The 22,772-nt window shown below is 70.8% G+C and carries 30 protein-coding genes; 15 read left to right on the top strand and 15 right to left on the bottom strand.

The features are described from left to right. Positions 1–94: 94 nt before the first annotated feature. From ASF20_RS02530 to ASF20_RS02550, 5 genes are all read left to right on the top strand, one after another. Positions 95–283, top strand: coding sequence for a hypothetical protein (locus tag ASF20_RS02530; RefSeq protein WP_244476305.1), 189 nt, complete (start codon positions 95–97; stop codon positions 281–283). 32 nt (positions 284–315) lie between these two features. After that, positions 316–963: a BON domain-containing protein gene (locus ASF20_RS02535; RefSeq protein WP_056270472.1), complete on the top strand. Its 648-nt coding sequence runs from the start codon at positions 316–318 to the stop codon at positions 961–963. Between the two features lie 447 nt (positions 964–1,410). Next, positions 1,411–2,226 carry a universal stress protein gene (locus ASF20_RS02540; protein ID WP_056270476.1) on the top strand — a complete coding sequence of 272 codons (816 nt, stop codon included), beginning with the start codon at positions 1,411–1,413 and terminating at the stop codon, positions 2,224–2,226. Further along, positions 2,226–2,573 (top strand): cytochrome c, encoded by a 348-nt coding sequence (locus tag ASF20_RS02545; RefSeq protein WP_056270478.1) that lies wholly within the window; start codon positions 2,226–2,228, stop codon positions 2,571–2,573. Before ASF20_RS02540 ends, ASF20_RS02545 begins: the two co-directional genes overlap by 1 nt. Before the next feature lie 14 nt (positions 2,574–2,587). After that, positions 2,588–3,448 (top strand): universal stress protein, encoded by an 861-nt coding sequence (locus ASF20_RS02550; RefSeq protein ID WP_056270481.1) that lies wholly within the window; start codon positions 2,588–2,590, stop codon positions 3,446–3,448. Positions 3,449–3,580: 132 nt separating this feature from the next. Here the strand turns inward: ASF20_RS02550 and ASF20_RS02555 are convergent, their stop codons facing one another. The 8 genes from ASF20_RS02555 to ASF20_RS02590 form a co-directional block, all read right to left on the bottom strand. Then, positions 3,581–4,027: a host attachment protein gene (locus ASF20_RS02555; RefSeq protein WP_056270483.1), complete on the bottom strand. Its 447-nt coding sequence runs from the start codon at positions 4,025–4,027 to the stop codon at positions 3,581–3,583. A 31-nt stretch (positions 4,028–4,058) separates the two neighbouring features. Next, positions 4,059–4,868, bottom strand: coding sequence for a universal stress protein (locus ASF20_RS02560; RefSeq protein ID WP_056270485.1), 810 nt, complete (start codon positions 4,866–4,868; stop codon positions 4,059–4,061). A gap of 75 nt (positions 4,869–4,943) precedes the next feature. Further along, positions 4,944–5,591, bottom strand: a complete 648-nt coding sequence (locus tag ASF20_RS02565; RefSeq protein ID WP_056270488.1) for a BON domain-containing protein — start codon at positions 5,589–5,591, stop codon at positions 4,944–4,946. Further along, positions 5,588–6,079, bottom strand: a complete 492-nt coding sequence (locus tag ASF20_RS02570; protein WP_348271541.1) for a histidine kinase — start codon at positions 6,077–6,079, stop codon at positions 5,588–5,590. The genes ASF20_RS02565 and ASF20_RS02570 overlap by 4 nt, the downstream gene beginning before the upstream one ends. Positions 6,080–6,180: 101 nt before the next feature. Next, positions 6,181–7,524: an Nramp family divalent metal transporter gene (locus ASF20_RS02575; protein WP_056270492.1), complete on the bottom strand. Its 1,344-nt coding sequence runs from the start codon at positions 7,522–7,524 to the stop codon at positions 6,181–6,183. Next, on the bottom strand, positions 7,521–7,811 hold the full coding sequence (locus tag ASF20_RS02580; RefSeq protein ID WP_056270495.1) for a hypothetical protein: 291 nt from the start codon (positions 7,809–7,811) through the stop codon (positions 7,521–7,523). Before ASF20_RS02580 ends, ASF20_RS02575 begins: the two co-directional genes overlap by 4 nt. 25 nt (positions 7,812–7,836) lie before the next feature. Then, the gene (locus tag ASF20_RS02585; protein ID WP_056270499.1) at positions 7,837–8,052 is read right to left on the bottom strand and encodes a hypothetical protein; all 216 of its coding nucleotides are present in this window, start codon (positions 8,050–8,052) and stop codon (positions 7,837–7,839) included. Then, complete coding sequence (locus ASF20_RS02590) at positions 8,049–8,666, bottom strand: potassium channel family protein (RefSeq protein ID WP_082501138.1); 618 nt, start codon at positions 8,664–8,666, stop codon at positions 8,049–8,051. Before ASF20_RS02590 ends, ASF20_RS02585 begins: the two co-directional genes overlap by 4 nt. A gap of 211 nt (positions 8,667–8,877) precedes the next feature. Here ASF20_RS02590 and ASF20_RS02595 point away from each other — a divergent pair, with 211 nt between their 5' ends. From ASF20_RS02595 to ASF20_RS02610, 4 genes are all read left to right on the top strand, one after another. Beyond that, entirely contained in the window at positions 8,878–9,117 is a 240-nt protein-coding gene (locus tag ASF20_RS02595) for a biotin/lipoyl-containing protein (protein ID WP_056270502.1), read from the top strand. A 115-nt stretch (positions 9,118–9,232) separates the two neighbouring features. Next, positions 9,233–9,610 (top strand): SPW repeat protein, encoded by a 378-nt coding sequence (locus ASF20_RS02600; RefSeq protein ID WP_056270505.1) that lies wholly within the window; start codon positions 9,233–9,235, stop codon positions 9,608–9,610. After that, the gene (locus tag ASF20_RS02605) at positions 9,607–9,966 is read left to right on the top strand and encodes a hypothetical protein (RefSeq protein ID WP_056270508.1); all 360 of its coding nucleotides are present in this window, start codon (positions 9,607–9,609) and stop codon (positions 9,964–9,966) included. Before ASF20_RS02600 ends, ASF20_RS02605 begins: the two co-directional genes overlap by 4 nt. A 19-nt stretch (positions 9,967–9,985) precedes the next feature. Further along, a complete protein-coding gene (locus ASF20_RS02610) occupies positions 9,986–10,426 on the top strand; it encodes a glucokinase (RefSeq protein WP_056270512.1) in 441 nt (146 codons plus the stop codon). Positions 10,427–10,835: 409 nt separating this feature from the next. Here ASF20_RS02610 and ASF20_RS02615 read toward each other — a convergent pair whose 3' ends face one another. From ASF20_RS02615 to ASF20_RS02645, 6 genes are all read right to left on the bottom strand, one after another. After that, a complete protein-coding gene (locus ASF20_RS02615) occupies positions 10,836–11,528 on the bottom strand; it encodes a copper-binding protein (RefSeq protein ID WP_056270515.1) in 693 nt (230 codons plus the stop codon). Between the two features lie 78 nt (positions 11,529–11,606). After that, the gene (locus ASF20_RS02620; protein ID WP_056270518.1) at positions 11,607–11,897 is read right to left on the bottom strand and encodes a copper-binding protein; all 291 of its coding nucleotides are present in this window, start codon (positions 11,895–11,897) and stop codon (positions 11,607–11,609) included. A gap of 164 nt (positions 11,898–12,061) precedes the next feature. Beyond that, positions 12,062–13,480 (bottom strand): copper oxidase, encoded by a 1,419-nt coding sequence (locus tag ASF20_RS02625; RefSeq protein WP_056270520.1) that lies wholly within the window; start codon positions 13,478–13,480, stop codon positions 12,062–12,064. Between the two features lie 41 nt (positions 13,481–13,521). After that, positions 13,522–15,057, bottom strand: coding sequence for a TolC family protein (locus ASF20_RS02630; RefSeq protein WP_056270522.1), 1,536 nt, complete (start codon positions 15,055–15,057; stop codon positions 13,522–13,524). 47 nt (positions 15,058–15,104) lie between these two features. Continuing rightward, complete coding sequence (locus ASF20_RS02635; protein WP_056270524.1) at positions 15,105–15,392, bottom strand: hypothetical protein; 288 nt, start codon at positions 15,390–15,392, stop codon at positions 15,105–15,107. An 800-nt stretch (positions 15,393–16,192) separates the two neighbouring features. Next, positions 16,193–16,801, bottom strand: coding sequence for a DUF2231 domain-containing protein (locus tag ASF20_RS02645; RefSeq protein WP_056220153.1), 609 nt, complete (start codon positions 16,799–16,801; stop codon positions 16,193–16,195). 524 nt (positions 16,802–17,325) lie between these two features. Here ASF20_RS02645 and ASF20_RS02650 point away from each other — a divergent pair. The 3 genes from ASF20_RS02650 to ASF20_RS02660 all read left to right on the top strand — a co-directional run bounded on the left by ASF20_RS02650 (position 17,326) and on the right by ASF20_RS02660 (position 19,116). Beyond that, positions 17,326–17,880, top strand: a complete 555-nt coding sequence (locus ASF20_RS02650; protein ID WP_056270687.1) for a sigma-70 family RNA polymerase sigma factor — start codon at positions 17,326–17,328, stop codon at positions 17,878–17,880. Then, positions 17,877–18,527 carry a DUF1109 domain-containing protein gene (locus tag ASF20_RS02655; protein ID WP_056270527.1) on the top strand — a complete coding sequence of 217 codons (651 nt, stop codon included), beginning with the start codon at positions 17,877–17,879 and terminating at the stop codon, positions 18,525–18,527. The genes ASF20_RS02650 and ASF20_RS02655 overlap by 4 nt, the downstream gene beginning before the upstream one ends. A 112-nt stretch (positions 18,528–18,639) precedes the next feature. After that, positions 18,640–19,116: a DUF411 domain-containing protein gene (locus tag ASF20_RS02660; protein WP_056220158.1), complete on the top strand. Its 477-nt coding sequence runs from the start codon at positions 18,640–18,642 to the stop codon at positions 19,114–19,116. A 114-nt stretch (positions 19,117–19,230) separates the two neighbouring features. Here the strand turns inward: ASF20_RS02660 and ASF20_RS02665 are convergent, their stop codons facing one another. Next, positions 19,231–20,394 carry an AI-2E family transporter gene (locus ASF20_RS02665; protein WP_244476307.1) on the bottom strand — a complete coding sequence of 388 codons (1,164 nt, stop codon included), beginning with the start codon at positions 20,392–20,394 and terminating at the stop codon, positions 19,231–19,233. Positions 20,395–20,692: 298 nt separating this feature from the next. Between ASF20_RS02665 and ASF20_RS02670 the strand changes: the two genes are divergently transcribed. The 3 genes from ASF20_RS02670 to ASF20_RS02680 all read left to right on the top strand — a co-directional run bounded on the left by ASF20_RS02670 (position 20,693) and on the right by ASF20_RS02680 (position 22,723). Continuing rightward, entirely contained in the window at positions 20,693–20,995 is a 303-nt protein-coding gene (locus ASF20_RS02670) for an acyl carrier protein (protein WP_055949487.1), read from the top strand. 75 nt (positions 20,996–21,070) lie between these two features. Beyond that, entirely contained in the window at positions 21,071–21,541 is a 471-nt protein-coding gene (locus ASF20_RS02675; protein ID WP_056220162.1) for a 3-hydroxyacyl-ACP dehydratase FabZ family protein, read from the top strand. Between the two features lie 42 nt (positions 21,542–21,583). Continuing rightward, positions 21,584–22,723, top strand: a complete 1,140-nt coding sequence (locus ASF20_RS02680) for a beta-ketoacyl-ACP synthase (protein ID WP_056220165.1) — start codon at positions 21,584–21,586, stop codon at positions 22,721–22,723. Positions 22,724–22,772 lie beyond the last annotated feature (49 nt).

The following is a 22,772-nucleotide window of genomic DNA, read 5'->3' on the forward strand; positions in this document are numbered from 1 at the left end:
AGGGGACGGCCTTGATCCATCTCAAGGCCGTCGCCGGTCCGACGGGCATCATGCCTCGCGTAATCGCGAACGGGAGCCGACGATGACCCTGGTCATGAGATCCACTTACATCCGGTCGGTCCAGCATGTCCGGATGCCGGTCACGCTTCGGGCGCACAATACGGATGCACCCTCGGTCGTCTCGGACGGGCACCGCTACCGAAGCATCGGCAGCCTGCAGGCCCTGGGTCTCGCGATTCTGGCCTCGCTGGTCACGCCGGCCCTGCTCTGGCTCGTGCTCTGAAGCCCCGCGTGAACGCGAACGGGAGACGGACGATGGACGACAGGACCCTGCGCCAGCACGTGCTGGAGGAATTGGACTTCGATCCGAAGGTGGACGCGGCGCATATCGGCGTGACCGTTCGGGACGGTCTCGTGACGTTGTCCGGCCACGTCGCCACCTATGCCGAGAAGATCGCCGCCGAGAAGGTCGCGCAGCGGGTCCGCGGGGTCCGGGCCGTCGTCGAGGAGATCGAGGTCCGCTATCCCGCAGACCAGAAAACCGGCGACGAGGAGCTCGCCGCCCGCGTCGTGAAGGTTCTGGCCTGGAACGTCCAGGTCCCGGACGAAGCCATCAAGGTCAAGGTCGAGGAGGGCCGTGTCACCCTCGATGGCTGCGTCCCCTGGTACTATCAGAGGGCTGCGGCGCAATCCGCAGTGGCGAAGCTCGCCGGAGTCCGGGAGGTCCTGAACCTCCTCGCGGTCAAGCCCTCCGTTCGGTCGCGCGACGTGAAGGCGAAGGTGCTCGCGGCCCTGAAACGGACGGCGCGGGATCCCGACACGATTACCGTGCGCGTGGAGGGCGACACGGTGATCCTCGACGGATGCGTCGACCTGTGGCGGGAGCGCGAACTCGCGGAGCGTGCGGCCTGGTCGACCCCGGGCGTCCATGCCGTCGACGACCGCCTCCGGCTGGCTTGGTGACGGGACCGGTGTTTCCCCGCCCCACCGATGCGGGCGGGTTCGGAATGACCGACGCGGATCAGGGGGGCCGGATGACGCGCTGCCAATCCGGACGTCTCCTCCCGCAGGGGCGGCGCACGAAGCTGTCCGAGGGACTGTTTCAGGGATTGTCCAAGGGACGGGCGGCGGCCACTCCCCGTCATGCGCGGGACGCGCAGAGAATTGGCCCGATGGAGGGCGAAGCCCGGATTCGGGTCGTTCGATCGGGGACCGGGGAGGGCTTCGGCGCCCGCCCGATTCCCCGCCAGCCGCGCCCTCGCGAAGTACCGTCGCGCGCCAGACGCCGCTGCCGCGAAGCGGACGTGGCCGGCCATCCGCCGGTCCTTGAGATGGATCAAAGGCACCGGGGGCCATCGCAGGCATGGTGTCCCGACAGGGCGGTCAAGCCCGGGCTCGGGGGGGGAACTCGTGACGATCTCCAACATCATGGTCTCGGTCGATCTCGGGGCCGCTGCGTCGGACCGCGTTCGGCTTGCCGCCGGCCTCGCCGAGCGCTTCGGGTCCAAACTCACCGGCGTCGCCGGACGCCCGGTCCTCGGTCCGATACCGATCGGAGACGTGCTGCAGGCCGAGCGCGCCTGGGCGGCCGAGGAGCGATCGGCCGAGGAGGATCTCGCCGCGGCCCAGGCCCTCTTCGCGCGCGAGGCGGCAGCGGCGCAGTCTCGGGCCTGGAGATCCGTGACCGGCTCGCCCCTGGCCTACCTCGCCGCACAGGCGCGCAGCGCCGATCTCGTGGTCGTCGGACGGCAGGGGCCGGGCGACGGCGACCCGGGGGTGATGGCTGTCTCGGTCGGTCCGCTCCTGATGGAGGTCGGACGCCCCGTGCTGCTCACGCCGCCCGGACTCGCACATCTCGCGGCAAAGAGAATCGTGGTGGCCTGGAAGGACACCCGCGAGGCGCGCCGGGCCGTCCATGACGCTCTGCCGCTTCTCGCACGGGCGGACAAGGTCCACATCGCCGTGGTCGGCCCGGCGGCGGACCAGGAGGGGGCCGAGGATGCCGCCGCCTATCTGTCCGGCCACGGCGTCACGGTCACCACGCATCTGCTGCGCAGCCCGGAGATCAACCCCGCTGAGGAGATCCTTCGGTTCGCCCGGCGCGAGGAGGCCGACTTGGTGGTGATGGGGGCCTACGGGCGCAGCCGCCTTCGTGAATGGATCTTCGGCGGCGTCACCCGCGACATCCTTCAGACGACCCCCCTCTGCTGCCTGATGAGCCACTGATGCGCCGCGTCTCCCAAAAACGACGTGATCTGCTGGCGATCAGCGCGGCGCCATTCCTTTGGCTGTCCGTCTTCGCCCCCGCCTCCGCCTGGGATCTCAAGGCGAAGCAAGGGGAGACCATCGCCCGGACGAACTGCGCCAGGTGCCACGCCGTGGGGCGGCAGGGTGCGAGCCCGCTCCGGGACGCACCGCCATTCCGTGAGCTGCACACGCACTACCCCGTCGAGAACCTCGCGGAGGCATTGGCGGAGGGCATCACCACCGGGCATCCCGCCATGCCGGAATTTCGCCTCGAACCGGACCAGGCGGACAACCTGATCGCCTACCTGAAGACGCTGGAACGCTGATCGAGGAGGAACTCGTGTACCTGCGCTGCCTCCTCGTACCCACGGCCCCCGGGAACGACGCGACGCCCCGGCTCGATGCCGCGCTGCGCCTCAGCCGCCGCCTGCACGCCCATATCGGGGTCGGCTTCATGGCCCCCGGTCCCGAGCACGTCCTCGCCGGAATGGCGAGTTTGGTGCCCGTGGACGACCTGACCATCCAGGCGATCGAGCAGGGCGTGCGCGAGGCCGCCATCGCCGGAAAGGCAGCCCTGCAAGCCTGGTGCGCCCGGCAGGGCGTCGCGTTCATGCCGGCCGGCGAGCGCCTCGATGCCACCTTCGCGGCTTGGTCCGAACATTCCGGCGAGGTCGAACCGCTCCTGACGCACCTCGGCCGGGTCAACGATCTCATCATCGTCGACCGCCCCGATCCGGCGCAGCCCTTCACCGGGCGGGCACTCGACACGGCCCTGTTCTCCGTCGGCCGACCGACCCTGATGATCGGGGAGCCCGTCAACTACGATCCGCTCTACCATGTGGTCATTGCCTGGAACGGCAGCTTGGAAGCGACGCGCCTGATCGGCCAGTCCATCGCCCTCCTGCGCGAGGCCACCCGCGTGACCGTCCTTCACGTCCGCACCGAGCGGTTCGCGGAGGCCTGCGCCGCCGACCTTTCGGAACACCTGCGCTGGCACGGCATCGTGGCCGAGACGGTGAACCTGCCGATGACGGCAACGGCTTCGGTCGGGGCGGCGATCCTGGGGGAGGCCGAGGCGCGAGACGCCTCCCTGCTCGCACTGGGCGCCTACACCCACAGCCGGGTCCGCGAGTTCCTGCTCGGCGGCGTCACCCGCCACGTCATCGAGAACGCCCGGATGCCGGTGCTGATGGCTCACTGAGGCGCCGGTCCCGGCACGCCGCGCTCCGCGCCCGGATCCTCCCGTTCTCGCCTCACCCGGCAGGCCCGGCTTGCGGGCGGCCTGTGGAGTCGCCCACCATCGGCTTCGGGCCGGCGGCCCGAGGTCGGTCCTTCAGGCATCGGCGAGATGGCGCCCGATCTCCTCGACCGGGTGTTTGGTCAGGTCCTTGTCGACCTCGGCCACGATGGCCCGCCGCAGGCGCTCGGGCAGGACACGCCGAAGTTCCGCGAGCATCCTCGGCGGTGCGACCACGACCAAGGCGAGGAGAGGATCGATGCGGTCCAGGGCCGTCACCACGTCCAGGGCGAAGCGGGTCTCAGCCATCCGATGCCAGTCCGTCTGCTCGATGGAACTGCGGCGGTTTTCCAGCCTGACCCGCGGAGGCCTGTCCGTGCCCTGCTCGCGGGTCGGCGGGTTGGGCGGGGCCTCGAACACCCTCTCCATTCGCAGGTCCAGGGCGCGCGGGTGCCCCTCGTTGCGGAGCACCAAGGCCTTGCGGCCGTCGCAGACGACGACGGAGCCGTCGTGCGGGATCATGAGGTTCAGCCTGCCGGTCATGGGGTCGCTCCAAGCCGAGCGTTCGTCTCCGTCAGTGGCTCAGGAGGCAGCAGACGGGGCAGCCGGCGAGCAGGTTGCGGGTGACGCCCCCGAAGGCCCATTCGCGCAGGCGGCCGTGGCCATAGGCCCCTGCCACGATCAGGTCGGCGGCGTACTCGCTGGCCGCCTCGACGAGCGCTTCGGCGGTCGTGGCGCCATAGGCGTCCTTCGGCATGGCGGTGGCGTGGACGTCATGGGCCTGGAGGAGGCTGACGATGTCCCGGGTATCGCCGGCGCCCTGGCCCTCATCGACGGTCAGCACGACGACATGGGACGCCCGTTTCAGGAAGGGCACCGCATCGCGGACGGCCCGATGCGCTTCGCGGGTGCTCTTCCACGCGACCGCCACCCGCTGCGCATCGAGGTGGTCGATCTCCGGCGGGACCACCAGCACCGGACTGCCGAGCCGCATCACCGCATCGCCTGGATCGACCGACAGGAGCGGGTTGCCCGCGTCGCCCCGGCCGACGATCACGAGGTCCGCCGCGGTCGACTGGCGGGCCAGGAACTCCAGCGGAAAGTCCAGGTTCGAGCGCCACTCGACGCGGCTTCGGCCGGCGGCGGCTTCGTCGAAGGTCGCGTGCGCGATCCAAAGGTCGTTCAGGACGGCCTCCTGAACCGAGGGGAGGCAAAAGGCGCCTCCGAGCATCGGGCCGATGGGCGCAGCCTCGTAGGCCGGCATCTCGGCCGCGATGCCGATGAGGCGGGCCTTGAAGTCGTCGGCGAGGTGCCCGGCGAGGCGGATCCGGCCGCGCGCAGCTTCGCCGAGATCGACCGAGACCATGAGGCTGGCATAGGACATGGGGATCTCCCGTTCGGCGACGGCTTCGGAAGGGGCGGCGCGGGGCCGGCGGCGAGCCCGACCCCGGTCGGTCGTTCAAGCGAGCGTCAGGTGGTCCACGACGGAGCGCACGCCGGGAGCGGACCAGGCGGCGTTCTCGACGAGGTCGCGCTCGTGCCAGGCATGCACCTTGCCCTCCAGGGTCACCTTGGCGTCCTTGACCGTCACCTTGATCGCGTCGGCCTCGACCTCGGCGTTGCGCTTGAGCGCCGCCTCGATCTTCGCGCGCACGTCCGTGGCGCTCGCCGCCGGCTTGACCTCGATCATGTTGATGATGCCGGCGACGCCCGAGAGGCGCTTGAGCGCGGCCTGGGCCTCCTCCTTCTGGTACTGCCACGCGACCTCGCCGGTGAGCGTGACCCAGCCGTCCTGCACCTTCACCTGGATGGCGTTCGGCGGAACGCTGACGGACCAGTCGAGCATCTGAACGGCGCGTCGGGCCAGGTCCTCGTCGCGGGGCGGTGCCTCGCCGGCGAAACGGACCTTGATCTCCTCGACCACGCCGCGCACGCCGCGCACCTTCCGGGCCGCCTTCTCGGCCGCCAGCCGCTCGGTGTAGCTGCCGACATGGCCCGTGAGCGTGACGATGCCGTTGTTTACGGCGACGCCGATGTTGGCCGCATCGATGCTGGGCTCGAAGTCGAGCTCGTCGACGATGCTTTGGCGGAGGATCTTGTCGTTCATGGAAGATCTCCTTCGGGGAGGGACCGGCATCCGTCCTCGTGACGATGGCCGGGTGCCGTATCCTGGCTTCCGCAGGCCGGGGGGCATTGATCCACCTCAAGAGCCTGGCCGGAGCGGATCCCGCCCTCCATCGGGCATTCCCTGGGCTCGGCCCGGGCCCCTTCCGCCAATCGCTGGAGCCGGATCGCCCGTGCGACGGCCTCCGTCAGGCAGGGGCGGTCGAGGACGAGGACGTCGCCGAAGGCTTTTGGAACGGGAATCGAGCCCGCGAACAGCGCGAACGGGATCCCGCGGCGGCGCAGCGCGCAGGCCAGGGGGAAACAGGGGCCTTCCTGCAGGTCGACGCTGACGAGGGCGAAGGCCGGCTCGCTGCGGGCCAACCCGTCCACGGCCTCCTCGCAGGTGGGATAGGGGCCTTCGACCGCGTAGCCCTCATCCGTCAGCGTGTCCTCCAGCCACATGGCCGGCAGCGCCTGCGGCTCGGCCACGAGCACGACCCGTCTCGAGGCTTGATCCGTCCCTGGCATGGCCCGTCCTTCCAAAGCTGCAGGCGCCGAGAATCGGGGAGGGAGGTCCGGTCGACCTTGATCTATCGCAACGGAAGGACGCCGCTGATCAGCATCGCGGCGACGGTGAGCATCATGCAGGCGGTGGCCGCCCAGCCGAGCCACCGGAGCGGCCCGCGCACGGCGAAGGCCCCCATGATGTCGGTGCGGGACGCGGCCAGCATCATCACGGTCATGATCGGCACCGCGATGACGCCGTTGACGACCGCGCTCCAGTAGAGCGCCCGGATCGGGTCGACGGCGCCCAGGCTGATGATCATGCCGACGAGGGTCGCGAGGGCCACCGTCCCGTAGAAGGCGCGTGCCTCGAGCAGGTGACGTCCGAATCCGACCGGCCAGTGCTGCGCCTCGCCGACCGCGTAGGCCGCCGAGCCGGCCAGGACCGGCACCGCCAGGAGCCCGGTGCCGACGATGCCAAGCGCGAAGACGCCCGCCGACAGGGGGCCGGCGATGGGCCGGAGCGCCTCGGCGGCCTGGGCCGAGGTCTGGATGTCGGTGATGCCGTGCGGGTGCAGCACCGCGGCGGTCGTCACCATGATGGCCAGGGCGACGATGTTCGAGAACGTCATGCCGACGAGGGTATCGACCCGGATGCGGTGAAGGGCCGCCTTTCCCTGCTCAGGTGCGTGGGCGAGGTCGCGCCGCCGCGGGAAGGCGTGCAGGTCCTCGGCCTCCTCCGCCGCCTGCCAGAAGAACAGGTACGGGCTGATCGTGGTGCCGAAGATCGCCACCAGGGTGGTGAGGCTCGCCCCGCTGCCGTCGAGACGCGGCACGGCCATGGCCCATCCGAGCTCGGACCAGGAGACATGGGCGAACACGACCACACCGAGATAGGCGAACAGGCTCAGGGTCAGCCACTTCAGCACGGCGACGTAGCGGGTGTACTGCAGCACTAGTTGCATGAACACGCAGGCCCCCGAGAACAGCCCGACATAGAGCCAGCGCGGGCCCGGCAGCAGGAGATTCAGGGCATCGGCCATGGCGCCGAGGTCGGCGCCGAGGTTCAGGATGTTGGCGATGAGCAGGAGCAGGACCACGCCCTGGAGCAGGCCGTTGGGATAGTGCTGGCGCAGCACGCCGGCGATGCCGTGGCCGGTGGTGCGCCCGATCCGGGCCGAGACCATCTGCACGGCGGCCATCAGGGGCAGGCTGTAGAGCATGGTCCAGCACAGGCCGTACCCGAGCTGCGCCCCGGCCTGCCCGTAGGTGGCGATGCCGCTGGGATCGTCGTCCGAGGCCCCGGTGATCAGGCCCGGTCCGAGAACACCCAGCAGGCGTGGTTTCGAGGGGCCGACGGCGGCGCTCAGGCCCTCCGGGTCATTCGGCTCGGTCAGGACGCTTGCGACCGGGACCGGTATCTCGGTCATCGGTCGATGCCGCGCGCGCCACGAGGGCCCGTGTCGTGCCCAAGGGGGGGCAGGGCATCGGGGGCGGACCAGATCGTGCGGGCGACCGTCAGGGCCGCGTCCAGGTCCTCGCGGTCCGTGCCGTAGCGACGGTGCAGGGCTTCGAGCCACGGCAGCGTGCCGTCGGGGCCCGACCAGATCTCCGCGGCCGACACGTGGTACATCCCATCGAGTGCCTCGATGCCGTAGCCGGTGACGGCCCACTGCCGCCCGCGCCAGTGCACCGGTTCGGTAAGCTCGTGCGCCATGACCTCGCTCCCGATCCTCGCGCCGCTAGGCGCGTTCTTCCTGCACCGCGGCGGCCTCGCAGGAGTCCGCACGCAGCCGCCAATCCACGATGCCGTTGGCTTCACAGAACAGCGCCTGCCCGGCTGCGCGGGCGGAGGCCTCCGACGTGGCCGGAACGAGGACCTGGTGCTGGCGCGCAGGCCGCTCGTGACCGGTATCGTCGCTGACCAGCTTGTAGAACGTGACCAGGAATATCCTCATCGGGTCGCCTCCGTGCGCGCGCGACGAGACGCCGTCGCGTCCCCCGCGAGCGGAGTTGACCCCGGATCCGGCTGGGCGCCTTGATCTGCCGCAAACTCGGCCCCCGTCTGCGGAAAGAAGCGCGTCCGCTTCGGCGCAAGGAGCGTGCTGCCGGAGCCGGACGACGCCACCCGATGGGCGTGGCCCTTGCCGTGCAGCGGCCAGTATCGCTCCATGGCGAGATAGGTGAACGAGGCCGACCAGCCGATCAGCAACAGGCCGTTCAGGGCCTCGACGCCGGAGATGAGGCGCGCATGCCCGACCGGGAAGTGGTCGCCGAAGCCGAGAGTCGTGTAGGTCACCACCGAGAAGTACAGGCAGTCCTCGAAGGTGGTGACCGGTACGCCCGCAAAGGCGCCGTTACCGAGCCGCAGCACGAGCAGCCAATAGGCGCCGGCATAGATCCACACCGCCGCCGTATGCCCGACGAAGGCCGCCAGCACCACGACGAGGATGCGGGCGCGCGGTGGAATCGGAAGCTCCGCCAGGTGCTCGGAGGTTAGGCGCAGGATCTCGTACAGCACCAGGATGGTGGTGATGACGAGGGCGACGCTGGCGGACATGGCGAGGAGCATGCGGCTGTCCCGAGAAGGAACCCGGGAGCAGCATGCGCCGCGCCGCACCGGGCGCCTTGACCTGCCTCAACGCGGCCCCGACGTCCGCCCCGCCGTCGTGGGCCGGAGGTCAGCGGGTCCTGATCCAGATCAACGCGTCACCCGATCCCGTACCATCACCTTGTCACTGCGCCCCGATCTTCCGGGCGCGCGTCAGCAAGGGAGGCCGGCCATGCCGGACGTTCGCGTATCCGAGGATCTGTGGTCCACGGGGATGCTGCCCGAAGGCATCCTGGAGCGCTGGCTGGTCGCGGACGGGGCCAGGGTGAGGGCCGGGGAGGCCGTGGCCGCCGTGCGGATCGGCGAGGCGCTCCACGACATCGTCTCGCCGGTCGGCGGGCGCCTGGAGGTCGTTGCGCCGGCCAGCGAGGTCGTCGACCCAGGCTGCATCATCGCCGAGGTTCATGCCTGACGCCGCGCCGCGGAGAGACTTTGAGCGAGATCAAGGCCGGCCGGCCCGCGCGGCGAGAGGATGACGGCAGCGAACCGCGGCGGATGTTGTCGCGGGCACCGGTCGGAGGCGTCCCATGGCTCGATCCAACCTGCACGCGCGCCCCTCGCCACCGGAATGGCGGACGGACGAGATCCTGCTCGGCGCCCTGCAGCACGCGGCCGGCGTCGCGCTGGTGCTGGCCGCGTGGGTCCTCATCCTCGTCGACCAAGGCCGCCCCGGCGCCTCCGCGCTCCTGCCGGGCCTGTTGGTCTTAGGGCTGTCCACCGCCAACCAGCTTCGCTTCCGCGCCGTGTTGGAGCGTGCCATCGCGCTCATCGGGGCCTGGACGCTGCTGGCCCCCTGGATGCTCGGGTTCGCCGCCAACGATGTCGCGACCTGGGCCCACGTGACGCTCGGCGGCGTGAGTCTCGCCTCCGCTCTGGCATGGCTCAAGCTGGCGCGAAAGCCATGACCCCAGCGACACCATCCCGGATTGGATGGCTGGCCTGTTCGGGGCTGGCGGCGGTCACGCTGGGTTTTCCGGTCACTGCCGGCCCGGGGGAGGATCACCGCATCCGGGGCTGGACCGTGGCCGCGCAGCTTTGCAGCCGGTGCCACGTCATCGGCAGGGAGCCGCAGGACGGCGGACACGTCGGACCAGACTTCCGGACCATCGCCGCCATGCCCTCGACCACGGGCGTCGCGCTCAACGTCTTCCTGCAGAGCCACCATCAATGGATGCCGAGCGTGCGGCTGGACCGGGACGAGCTGGATGCGGTCATCGACTACGTCCTCAGCCTCAAGACGGCGGAAGCCGCGAGGCCTTGAGGCCCGGAGATCGAGAGCGATGCTTCCCTTTCCCGTGCTCCTGGCCGACATCGGCGGCACCTACGCCCGGTTCGCCGTCCTGCCGCGGCCGGGCGCCGACCCGACGCCGATCTGGAAGGTCGCGACCGCCGGCTTCCCCGGCCCTGTGGAGGCCATTCGGTCCTATCTCGATCGACCCGGCACGGTCAGGCCGTGCGCCGCCTTCCTCGCCGTCGCCGGGCGGGTCGGGGGCGATGGGACGCGCCTGACCAACGCGGGTTGGCGGTTCGACCCCGGTGAGATCGGCATCGCGCTCGGCCTCGATTCCGTGAGGCTGGTCAACGACTACGTGCCGCTCGCGGCCGCCCTCACGATCCTCGACCAGGAGAACCCGGCCGAACTGGTGCTAATCGGTCCCCCGGCCCCCCCCTCGGGCACGGGGTCATCGGGCCGGGCAGAGACTTCGGCGCGGGGGCCCTGATCCCGGCCGGTGACCGCCTCCTGTTCCGGACCACGGAGCCCGGGCACTCGCGGCGGCAGGCGATGCCGCGATCGACCGGCCCAGTCAGCGGGGGTCCTTGCCATGCGGTCCAAGAGTGCGGTCCCAGGCGAGGCAATCGAACCGTACGCACGCCTGCTCGGCCGTTGTGCCCGCGACCTGTCCGTGTCGGGCGGTGACAAGCCCCTCCCCGAGAGCGTCCGCGAAGGGCGGATACGGGCGGGGTCAAAGCCCGCCAGTGGCGAGGCTTCGCTTTCGGGAAGGCCCCAGGATGTTTGCCGTGGAGGTCTCCGCGGCGGTTCGGTTTCATCGACGGCAACGCTCGTCGCGAGGCAGCCCGGGGTTTTGGGCTCGATCGCGAGACGATGGCCAAGATGCCCACCGCCGGCCCTCACTTCGCCTTCTGGATCCGCGTCACCGCGATCGAACCGTTGATGCGCTCGGCGGAGAAGCGCACCTTCTCGCCGGGTTTGAGACTCTTGAGCAGAGCAGGGTCCTGGACCCGGTAGGCCATCGTCATCGCGTCCATGTCGATATTGGGGATGGACGCGTGGTCGAGGGTGACCTTGCCCGCAGCCTCGTCGACCTTCTTCACCGTCCCGGCGACGAGGGGCGCGTTCGCGGGCGTCGCCGACGCGGCCGGCTTCTCCGGAGCGGGGGGCGATGCGGGCTGGGGTCTCGCGGGCGCCGCCCGGTCCAGGGGGCCTTCGCCCGGCGGCGTCGGGTTGGGCTGCGGCCGGTAGCCCGCCTCGCGACTGCGGACCTGCCACTGCTTCAGGGCGTCGATCCGCGCCTGCTGCGTCTCCTGGATCGTCTGCGCGATCTCGCGCAGCTGACGGTCGGCGCCGTAATCGAGCTGCGTCTTGGCCAGGAACAGCGTCTCCTCGAGGCTGGCGATCAGCAGCGCGGCGAAATCCCGGTCCGGGTCGCCGGTGAGCTTCGTGTCCCGGAACCGGGTCGCCATCGTGTCGCGCGCCCGCTCCAGGGCTGCGGGCGCGCCCGTCGCGGGCTGTGCGCCGGCGGGAGGCGCGACCGAACCGACAAGGACGGCCGCGAGCGCGGTGGACAGGATCAGGCGTCGCATCGGGGCTCCATTTCAAGGCTCGACGGCCCTCGCACCGGACCGGGTGGCGATCGTGCGAGGGCCCCTGGGGGGAGGGCGCTATTTCGCCTTCTGGATCGTCGTGACGGTGTACGCACCGCCTGTCTCGACCACGTCGAAATCGACTTTGTCCCCGGCCTTGAGGCCCTTGAGCACCGCAGGGTCCTTGACCGGATACGCCATCGTCATCGCGCCCATGTCGAGCTTCGGGATCGCGGCATGGTCGAGGGTCACCTTGCCGGCGGCCGGGTCGATCTTCGTCACCGTCCCCCTCACGGATTGCGCCCAGGCGGGCATCGCGACCGCCAGGAAGGCCATCGAGAGGACGGCGAGCGGGATCTTGCGTCTCATGGTCGGTTCTCCTCGAAACCAGCGAAGCACCACGCCGGCCCCGTCGAGCGGATCGCGACCGGTGCGGCGGAGTCCGGACGGGATCGCTCCCGGTCCGAACGGATCTGCCCGGGCGGCAGCCCGGGGGGGCCGTCCGCGGGCGCGGGCGACGCGCGGTCGACCGGTCAGGGCTCATGGCCGCCCGCGTTGGACGCGGTGCGCCGCGTGCGCGGATCCACGGCCCGGAGGTCGGTCTGGCGCGCCCGCCGGCCCTTCGGCGTTCCGGGCGCGCGCGCCGGCTCGGGCATCGGCTCGCCGGTCCACTCGTAGGCCACGGAGCCTGCCGGGTGCTGGTACCAACCCGGGTCGCGATAATCGTCGGCCGCCAGTCCAGGCCGCACCTTCAGGACCGTGAACATCCCGCCCATCTCGACGGAGCCGAACGGACCGGCGCCGGTCATCATCGGCAGCGTGTTCTCCGGGAGCGGCATCTCCATCTCGGCCATCATGCCGCCGCCCGTCGAACCCATCGGCATGTAGCCGGGCGCGATCGTCCGGATCTGCTTGACCGTGCTCTTCAGGTTGACGCCGATATACGTCCGGACCGCATGGCCCATCGCGTTCATGGTGTGGTGCGACTTGTGGCAGTGGAGGGCCCAGTCGCCCGGGTTGTCGGCGTTGAACTCGATCACCCGCATCTGTCCGACGGCGACGTCGGCCGACACCTCCGGCACCTGATAGCGCTCGTCGATCCAGCCGCCATCCGTGCCGGTGACCTTGAAGTCGCAGCCGTGGACGTGGATCGGGTGGTTGGTCATGGTGAGGTTGCCGAAGCGCATCCGCACCTTGTCGCCCTGGCGAACGACCAGGGGGTCGATGCCGGGCCACGCGCGGCTGTTGAAACACCACAGGTTCATGTCGAGCATCGTGTTGACCTTGGGCACGTAGGACCCGGCCTCGATGTCGTAGGCGTTCAGCAACCAGACGAAGTCGCGGTCGACCCGCCGCTCGGCCGGGTTGCGCGGATGCACGACGACGAACCCCATCATGCCCATCGCCATCTGGACCATCTCGTCCGAGTGCGGGTGGTACATGAAGGTGCCGGAGCGCCTCAGGATGAACTCGTAGACGAAGGTCTTGCCCGGGGGGATGCCGGGCTGGGTCAGCCCGGCGACCCCGTCCATGCCGTTGGGGAGCGTCTGCCCGTGCCAGTGCACGGCGGTCGCCTCCGGCAGGCGGTTGGTGACGAAGATGCGGATCTTGTCGCCCTCGACCGCCTCGATGGTCGGGCCCGGCGATTGTCCGTTGTAGCCCCAGAGCCGCGCGTTCATGCCGGGCGCCATCTCCCGCACGACCGGCTCGGCGATCAGGTGGAACTCCTTCCAGTCGCCGCGCATGCGCCACGGCAGCGTCCAGCCGTTGAGCGTCACCACCGGCTGGTAGTCCGGCCCGCTCGTCGGATAGAGCGGCGGCTGCATGGTCGCCTTGTCCATGATCGGGGCCTCCGGCAGGCCCGCGGCCTGGACCCGTCCGCTGATCATCGACGTGCCGGCGAGCACGAGGCCGCCCGCTCCCAGAATCCTTCTGCGCGAGATGTCGGTCATGAGGCCTCTCCGAATGACATGGGCGGACCGGGCTCCAGGGCTCAACCGCCGGGCGTCCCGACGGCGAGGCTCTCGCCCGGGGTGCCTCCGGCGGCTTCGCCGCCGAAGTTGTCCGCCGAGAACCCGCCGCCGACGGTCGCCGCCTTGAGGTCGGTCGCCGCGATCCAGAAGTCGCGCTTCGCCTCGATGGCCTGGATGTTGCTCAGGATCCTGGCCCGGGCGTCGATGATGAGCGTCGTCACGTCCAGGAGCATGCCGCTGTACTGGAGCAGGGCCTGGTCCTGGATCGTCCTGCGCAAGGGTAGGACGCTCGTCTGGTAATGCCGGGTGATGTCGTACTGGCCGCGGTACCGCTGATAGGCCTCGCGGACTTCGGAGCGGGCGTTCACCGCACGCTCCGCCAGCCGGTTCGCCGTGGCGAGATAGGCCTCCTTCGCGCCCCGGACCGCCGTCGTGCCGAAATCGTAGATGGGGATGGTCAGATCGGCCGAGAATCCGTTCAGGCTGCCCTTGTCGACCTTCGGGGCGGCACCACTCTCGAACGTCCGCGACCGGGCGTACTGGTTCGCGAAGCCCACGTCGAAGACGCTGATGAAGCCAGTGGCCTGGTCCAGGCCGAACTGCCCGACGAGCGACTGCAGTTCGAAGCGGGCCGCCTGTACGTCGGCCCGCCGCCTCAGCGCCTCCACCTCGATGCCTCGACCGTCCACGAGGCGCTTGGGCAGCGCGGGAAGGTCCTTCGGAAGGCGGAACTCGATGTCCCGCCCCCAGAGGCCGAGCAGGCGGGTCAGGCGCTCCCGCTCCGCCCGCTGCTGGACGCGCGCCTTGGCGAGCTGCGCCCCCAACTCGCTGTAGAAGGCGTGCTCGCGCGCCTGCTCCAGCTTGTTCAGTGCACCCGTCTCGCCCAGTTGCTGGGTCAGGGTCGACGCGGATTCGGTGCTCGCCAGCGCCTGTTCGAGGAAGGCGATGGCCTGGTTGGCCGCCACCGTCCGATAGAACTGGCGCCGGGCCTCGCCCGCGAGTTTCAGGACCTGGTCCGCCGCGTTGTACTGGTCGCCCCGGAAACGCTGGCGGGCGATCTCGGCGCGGGCCGGCAGCGTCGCCAGGTCCAGCACGCTGGCGGCCACGGAGCGCTCGATCTCCGTGTTGAACCCGAGCCCCCATTGCGTGATCGAGAAGGTCGGGGCGTGCGGCAGGGTCGCCTGCACGTACTGCGCCTCGGAGACGCCGAGGCCGTTGAAGGCGGCCTGCAAGCCCCTGTTCCTGAGAAGCGCGACCTGGACGGCGCCATCCGCCGTGAGGGGACGCCGCAGCAGCGCATCCACCCGCGCCTCCGCGCTCGGCGCGATCCCCTGGTCGCTCGATTTCGCGATGTCCTTGCCGAGTTCGAGCGAGGCATATTCGCTGGCGACCGACAGGCCTGCATCCGGTGAGAAGCTCGCGCAGCCTCCCAGCAGCAAGGCCACGCCAGCCAAGCTCCCGGTCAAGCTCCCGCCCCCCGGGCGCCCCCGGACGGCGCCGCCCGGAGGACGCGCCGTCGTACCGGCATCTCCCGGCGTGGTCGTGTTGCGTCCCATGACCGTTAGTCCGGGAGGGGGATCGATCGGGTTACAGAGACGGACCATCACCGACCTCCCGAATCGCGCTTTCCGCCCATGCCGTCCATGCCCGGCATGCCTCCCGTCCCGCCGGACCCCGCCTTCGGGGCCACCTGCCGGTTGAGCTCCAGCCAGTCCTTCGTCTCGACCACACCGAAATCCTTCACGCCCCGGGTGACCGTCGCGTAGCGAGGGGGTGGGACCGTCGCGTTCGGGTCGGAGGGCAGGACAAGCCCGACGGGCACTGTGGCGGGGATGCAGCCGGCGAGCGGCAGGACCGCCGCGAGCGCGGCCGGTCTCGGCAACTTGAACATCTTATATTTCCCGAACTGAGGCGGAGGGCCGGGGACATGGCCCGGCGAGCCGCCGGCCGCACGGCGGAAGCCGACGACGGGGTCGCGCTCGACCAGGGCACCAAGGCGATGAGGGGGGAGGGGGTGGCCGTCCCGTCGGAACGGCCGTCGGCGGTCGCGAGAGCCGCCCGCGCATCAGGCGCCGAGCCTCGGCGGTCGCTCGATCCGGAGCGGATGGGCGTCGACGGGTCCGTCCGCCCGTCCGATCCGTCCGCGGTCGGAGGGCGTGTCCTCCAAGGGCGGTCCGCCCCCTGCCATCGTCGGCAACGCGGCTTGGCAGCCGAGGGCGCAGCAGGGCGACGGGCCGCCCGGGCGCTTCGAACCGTGTCGGTGTCCCGGGCCGCCGTCATCGCCGGCGGACGCGGAGGGACCGTCCTGTGACGGCGCATGACGCGCCGCGTCCCGCGCGCTGTCCGGCGTGTCAGAATCCCGCGACGCCCGCGCGGGGTCGGCGTGCGGCATCCGCGCGGAGGCGTCGGAGAGCCAACGGTCGGCCGCCGCGGCCTGACGGCCCATCGTGCATGCCGCCGCCGGCGCGATGGCCAAAGCAAAAGCCAGGACGGCGAGCATCACTGTGCGCAGGAAGAGCATCGCTCAGGATTCCGGCCCGATCTGGAGAAAACATCGCGCAGCCCGGCGGGGCCTGCAATCCCCCCGACAGCAACAATCTCAGATAACAACCTTCTGTTGCATTTCTACCATGAGCCGGGTCCCGGACAGGTTCTGCAGGATGGGCGACGCAGCGGGCGGCGGCGGGAAGGTCAATGGGTATGGTCGTTGGGAAGGGCACTCGGAGCCGGGACCGCATCGGTCCTGCCCACGGCATCGGGCGTGGCGGCGTCATTCGTGGGGGTGTGATCGTGCGCGTGGCTATGCCCCTCGGCATGGTCGCCGCCACCGGGATGGACGTGGTCGCCGGATGTCGGGAGTGCCATGACGCCCAGGCCATAGCGGTAGACGTTCTCGCCCCCGAGCCAGCCCGTCACCGCGAGCGCGCCCGAACCTCCCGCCAGCAACGCCAGCAGCACGAGGCCCGCTCCGGCGCTCTTTCGGCGCTCCAACCAGGCGACGCCCCCGGCGGCGAGGAAGACCAGCGCGGTGGCCACGGCCCAACGCAGGTGGATCGTCATGTTCCGGTGCGAGGCCGCGTCGTGCGCCACCGTGTTGTAGGCCGACCAGCCCGTGGCGAGGGTTGCGACCGTGATGCCGACACCCATCGCGAGGTTCCAGCGGGCGGCCGTCGTGAGCGCGCCTCCGTACGGCCGCTGCCCGAGCAAGGTCCCGAGGGCGAAGAGGCCGCTGCTCGTGATGAGGAGAGCGACCGTGAAATGGACCGCGACCGGATGCCAGTTCGGGATCACCTCGATCATGACTGCACTCCAAGAAAAGCGTCGATGGCCGGACGGCCGGTCTTTGTCCGGGTCAGTTCAATCGCGGGGAGGGACCGAGCGAGACATCGCACGGGGACACGGCCGACGCCGTCACCGGATAGGACGTCAGACCTAGCCGGATCCGGCCCGGAACACCTTGTCGTGGGATGGGGAGCGCGTCGGCGCCAAGGCTCGGAAACCTCCCTGCCCACCTGTCTCACCGTACCCGTCCGGGGTATAGGAATGCTACCTAAGCTTGACAATCATTCCCGCAACATACCTGTGCGTGAAGGCATGACGGGAGCGCAGTAACCTTTCGGGCCACGATTGCGGACTGTCCGTTTGAGCGGCGGGAGCGATTCCGTGTGGCGATTGGGCCGCCGACCGCGTGAACTGGATCGCCGGACGAACGGCGTGCTTCGGCGACACCGCGTGGCCGTTATGAGGAGTTCTGCGGGGTGGCGGATGATGCGATCGACTTCGTTCTTCCGCTCGGCGGCCATGAACCGGCTCGCCTAGCTCGCGTGTCCCAGGCGGAGGAAGAACTGCGTGGCCTGCTCGTCGCCAGCCTCGGGGGGAGCGCCGTCGACTACCGGCGCTTCCTCGAGCGCCTCGGTTCGCATCTGCGCGCGTACTACAAAGGCAAGCTGGTCCGGTCCGGGCGGACGGACACCGAGGCGGAGGACCTGGTCCAGGAAACCCTGATGGTGATCCATACGCGGCGGCACACCTATGACGTCACGCAGCCTGTGACGCCGTGGGTCCACGCCATCGCCCGATACAAACTGATCGACCATCTCCGGCAGACGCGCGCGACCGCTGCGAACGTCCCCGTCGAGGATGCGGGTGTGCTGCTGGCCCACGGCGATCACGTCGCGGCGGAGAGTTCCCTCGATGTCGCGCGCCTGCTCGCGCACTTGCCGGCCAAGATGAGAAGCGCGATCCAATCCACGAAGGTCGACGGCCTGAGCACCGCCGAGGCAGCCGCGCGCTCCGGCATGTCCGAGACGGCGGTTAAGGTGAGCGTCCACCGTGGCCTGAAGGCGCTGGCGAAACTGGTCGGAGGCACGGCGCGATGAAGACGGACGACCTCATCGGTTTCCTGGGCAGCAGTTTCGAGCGCGAACCGGTTCGGACCTCGTGGATGACCCGGCGGCTCGGCCTCGCCGTGGCCGTGGGCGCCGCTTGTGCCCTCTTTCTCGCGCTCGCCGTCCTCGGCGTACGCCCCGGCCTCATGCAGGGCCGCCCGCTCCTGTTCCTCGCCTTCAAGCTCGCCTTCGCGGCCGCGGTCGGTGGCCTCGCGATCCGGTATCTCGTCAGGGTGGCCAGTCCGGGCGGGGAGAGCCGCGTCCATCTCGGGATCGCGTCATTGCCGTTCGTCGCGGTCGCGGCCCTGGCCGGGGCCAGCCTCACGACGGTGCCCCGCGAGCACTGGCATGGCCAGATCTCGGGCCATTCCTGGCTCGAATGCCTGGTCTCGATCCCCCTGATCGCCATCGTTCCGTTCGCCGTCGTCACCTGGGCGGTCCGCCGGTTCGGGGCTCCGACGGACCTGATTCGCGCCGGAGCCCTGGTGGGTCTCGCAGCGGGCGCCGTGAGCGCGCTCGGCTACTCGCTGCACTGCATGGACGACACCGTCCCGTTCGTCGCCGTCTGGTACGGCGGGACGATCGCGTTGTGCACCCTGGCCGGGGCGGTTCTGGGGCCGCGTCTCCTCCGCTGGTAGCGCGCCGCCGAGCCTCCCCACACCTGAGCCCGATGCTGTCGGGACAGGGGCGGGGGGATGGGATCGGTCAACGGGCCCGGGCGGCGGAATAGAGGACAAACGGGAGATGAGGATGGGGACGGAAACCTTGGCGTCCCGGCGAGACGTGCTCGTCGGCCTGGCGGCGGGACTGATGCTCGGAAGGCCCGCCCTGGCGGAGGGTCTGCCCCGGGTCGCCGTGGCGAAGGACCCGAGTTGCGGCTGCTGCGAGAAATGGGTGGCCCACCTGCGGGAGGCCGGCTTCACGGTGACGGTGACAGAGGGGCCCGTGAACCCGGTGAAGGCGCGCCTCGGCGTGCCGCGGGACCTCGCCTCCTGCCACACGGCCGAGGTCGGCGGCTACGTGGTCGAGGGGCATGTGCCGGCCGGCGCGATCAAGCGGCTGCTGGCGGAGACGCCCAAGGCCACGGGACTGGCCGTTCCGGGCATGCCGGCCGGCTCGCCCGGCATGGAGGTCGAGGGCATGGAGCCCGACACCTATGCGGTGATTCTGTTCGGTCCGGAAGGCCGAAGCCCGTTCGCCCGGTACCGTGGCGGGGTGCCGGCGTAAGACCGCGGCGCGACCGGACCGGGGATCGGGCGCGGGCCGACCTGGCTGAGCCGCCCGGGGGCCTCGTGAGCCCTCGGACCGACGCGTCCGGGCACCGGATGCGGACCCCGGGGCTCAGGCCCGGGGGCCCTCGGCCGGCTCGCCCTGCGTGAAGTCCCGCCAGAGCAGGATCAGCGCCGCCATCACGGCCGGGCCGAGGAACAGCCCCAGGAGGCCGAAGGTCTCGACGCCGCCGAGGATGCCCAGCAGCACCCAGAGGAAGGGCAGGCGGGTGGTGCCGCCGATCAGGGCCGGACGCACGAAGTGGTCCGCCACGAAGGTGACGACGAAGCCCGCCACCACCACGACCGCCGCCGGCACCACCGCGCCGTTGGCGAGCAGGATCGCGGCCGCGATGCCGAAGACCAGGGGCGCCCCGAACGGGATCATCGCCGCCACCGCCGTCAGGGCCCCGAGCAGCACCGGGTGCGGCACGCCGGCGAAGAAGTAGACGATCCCCAGAAGCAGGCCCTCGCCGAGGCCGACCAGGACGAGGCCGTCCACGGTGCCGTGCACCGAGGCCACCATCTGCCGTGCCACCCGCTCGCCGCGGGGGCCGAACAGCTTGGCGCTGGCGGCCAGCACCTGCGCGGCGACCGCGCGGCCGTCGCGGAACAGGAAGAACAGCGCCACGAGGGTGAAGCCGAACAGGACCACGCGCCGGACGATCTGCGCCCCGAGGCTGCGGGTCACGCCGATCACCGAGGAATTGTCGAAGCGGTGCAGGAGCTCCGAGCCGGCGGCGGGGTGGCTCAGATTCTCCGCCCACCAGGCCTGCGCCTGCGCCGCACCGAAGGGCAGGTGGCCGAGAAAGTCCGGCACGGGGATGCCGGATTTCTCGAAGGAGCGGGCCCAGGCGACCACGTCGTGGGCCTCCCGCGCCGCCTGCACGCCCAGCACCACCAGGGGAATCAGGAAGACCAGGGCCACCGCCGCGGTGAAGAGGAGCGGCAGGAGGATGTTGTGCCGGCCCGGCGGCCAGCGCCGCTCCGCACGGGCGTAGAGGGGCCCGAGGGCGATCGCCAGGATCACCGCCCAGACCAGGGCCGGGATGAAGGGGTGCAGGACCCAGATCCCGAGGCCCGCCAGGGCGAGGAACAGGGCAAGGCGCGCGAGGCTCTGCGCCGAGCCCGATACCGGGTGCGCCCCCGCACGCGGCGGAGGGTCGGAAAGCGAGCGCGGGTCGGGCGCGCCCGCCGGCGGCGGGCCGGCCGGCGTCATGGAGGGAAGCTGGACCATCGTGTTGTGCGACCTCGTGCGGAGCGGCCGCGGCGGCCACGTCCTGCCGGTGCATCTAGTCCATCGCCGCGGGATCGGAATGGAGGAGCAGGCCGGATCGCGACGCCGTGATGGCCACGGTTGCCCCTCCTGACCCCCTCGTGTAAGGGACCGCCTTCACTGTCCAGGGCGGCGGCAGCGCCGGCCCACGGGGCATGCTGCGCGACCGGGGGCACCGGGCATCATGCGCCGGATCGCTCCGGCCCCCGATCGGCACGGGCCGAATCCGGCGGGATACCCAGTCACACGGCGAGAACGCATGTCCGACCAGACCCACACCGCCACCTTCGACCGCGTCGCGGACATCATCGCCGACACCGCCGACATCCCGCGGGACACGATCACCCCCGAGAGCCACGCCATCGACGATCTCGGGATCGATTCGCTCGCCTTCCTCGACATCGCCTTCGCGGTGGACAAGGCCTTCGGCATCAAGCTCCCCCTCGAGCGTTGGACCCAGGAGGTCAACGAGGGCAAGGTGCCGGCCGAGGAGTACTTCGTCCTGAAGAACCTCTGCGCCCGCATCGACGCCCTCGTGGCCGAGAAGGCCGCCAAGGCCTGAAGCCGGGCCGCCCGGGACGCCCCGGGCGACCGACGCCGCCCCTTCGACCCCCGCCCGCCCGGGACCCAGGACGCCATGCGCCTCGAATATTTCGAGATGATCGACGCCGTGACCCGCTTCGACCGCGAGGCCGGCCGGATCGAGGCCCTGGCCCGCGTGCCGATGGAGAGCCCGGTCTTCGAGGGGCACTTCCCCGACCACCCGCTGGTGCCGGGCGTGCTGCTCACCGAGACCATGGCCCAGGCCTCGGGCTACCTCGTGCTCGCCCATCTGGGCTTCCGGCAGATGCCGTTCCTGATGGGCGTCGACAAGGCGCGCTTCCGGTCCTTCGTCGGCCCGGGCGCCGAACTGCAGATCGAAGCCAGCCTCGAACATGACGGCTCGGGCTACGCGGTGACGAAGGCGGCGATCCAGCACGACGGCAAGCCGCTGGCCAATGCCGAGCTGCGCTTCCGCACCATGCCGTTCCCGGCCGGCCTCGACGGGCCGATGCGCGCGCGGGCCCGCAAGATCGGGCTGTTCGATCTCGCGGGCGAGCCCGCGTGAGCGTGCGGCGAGTGAGCGTCCAGAGATGAGCGACGAGGTGAGATGAGCAGTTCGCGCGACGTCGTCGTCACCGGCATCGGCCTCGTCTCCTGCGCGGGCGAGGGCATCGCGGCGCATCTCGCGGCCCTCGGGGCCGGCGCGCCGGCGCGCACCGACACGCAGGCCTTCGCGCCCTACACGGTGCATCCGATGGCGCCCCTCGCCCTCGACGGCCAGATCCCGAAAAAGTCCGACCAGCGCCAGATGGAGCCCTGGCAGCGCCTGGGCGTCTACGCCGCCGGCCTCGCCCTGGATTCCGCCGGGGTGAAGGGGGATGCCGACCTGAAGGGCCGCATGCACCTCGTGGTCTCGGCCGGCGGCGGCGAGCGCGACACGGCGGTGGACGGCGCGATCCTCACGGGCCTGCGGGAGGCCGCCGATCCGGGCGCCTACCTCAACGAGCACCTGCAGAACGACCTGCGCCCGACCCTGTTCCTGGCCCAGCTCTCGAACTTGCTCGCCGGCAATATCGGCATCGTCCACGGGGTCACGGGGGCGTCCCGCACCTTCATGGGCGAGGAAGCCGCGGGCACGGACGCCCTGCGCATCGCCCAGGCGCGGATCGCCTCGGGGCAGGTGGACTGCATGCTGGTGGGCGGCTCCTACAGCGCCGAGCGACCCGATGTCATGGTCATCCACGAGATGGGCGGCTTCCTGCGCGCCCGCGACTTCCGCCCGGTCTTCGACCGGACCCCGGCGGCAGAGGCCGGCTTCATCCTCGGCAGTGCCGCCGCCTTCCTGGTTCTGGAAGCGGCCGAGCATGCCGCCGCCCGCGGGGCCCGGGCGCTGGCGCGCCTCGGCCCGGTGGCGAGCGACCGCACGACGCGCACGGCCGGCAGCACCGAGGCCAGCCTGGCGGCCCTCTGGACGACGGCGGGCGTCGCGGCGCCCGAGATCGTCCTCGCCGGTGCCACCGGCGTCGCCCCGGTCACGACCGAGGAGGGCGCAGCCCTGGCGCGCCTCGCCCCGGGCGTGGCCGTGACGGCTCTGGGCGATGTCACCGGCCACACCCTCGAGACGGTAGCGCCGTTCGGCGCGGCCCTGGCGGCAGCGCTCGTCGCCGAGAAGGGCCTGCGCGAGGTCGCCGTGACGGTGGTGGGCCATCGCCGGGGCGAGGGCGTGATCCGGGTGACGGCGGCCTGACCCGGGGCGATCCCGGACTCCGGTGGTGACAAAAAGAGTGTAAGACGGC

Origin of the sequence: Methylobacterium sp. Leaf88, from assembly GCF_001422795.1 — a bacterium.
Taxonomy (GTDB): domain Bacteria; phylum Pseudomonadota; class Alphaproteobacteria; order Rhizobiales; family Beijerinckiaceae; genus Methylobacterium.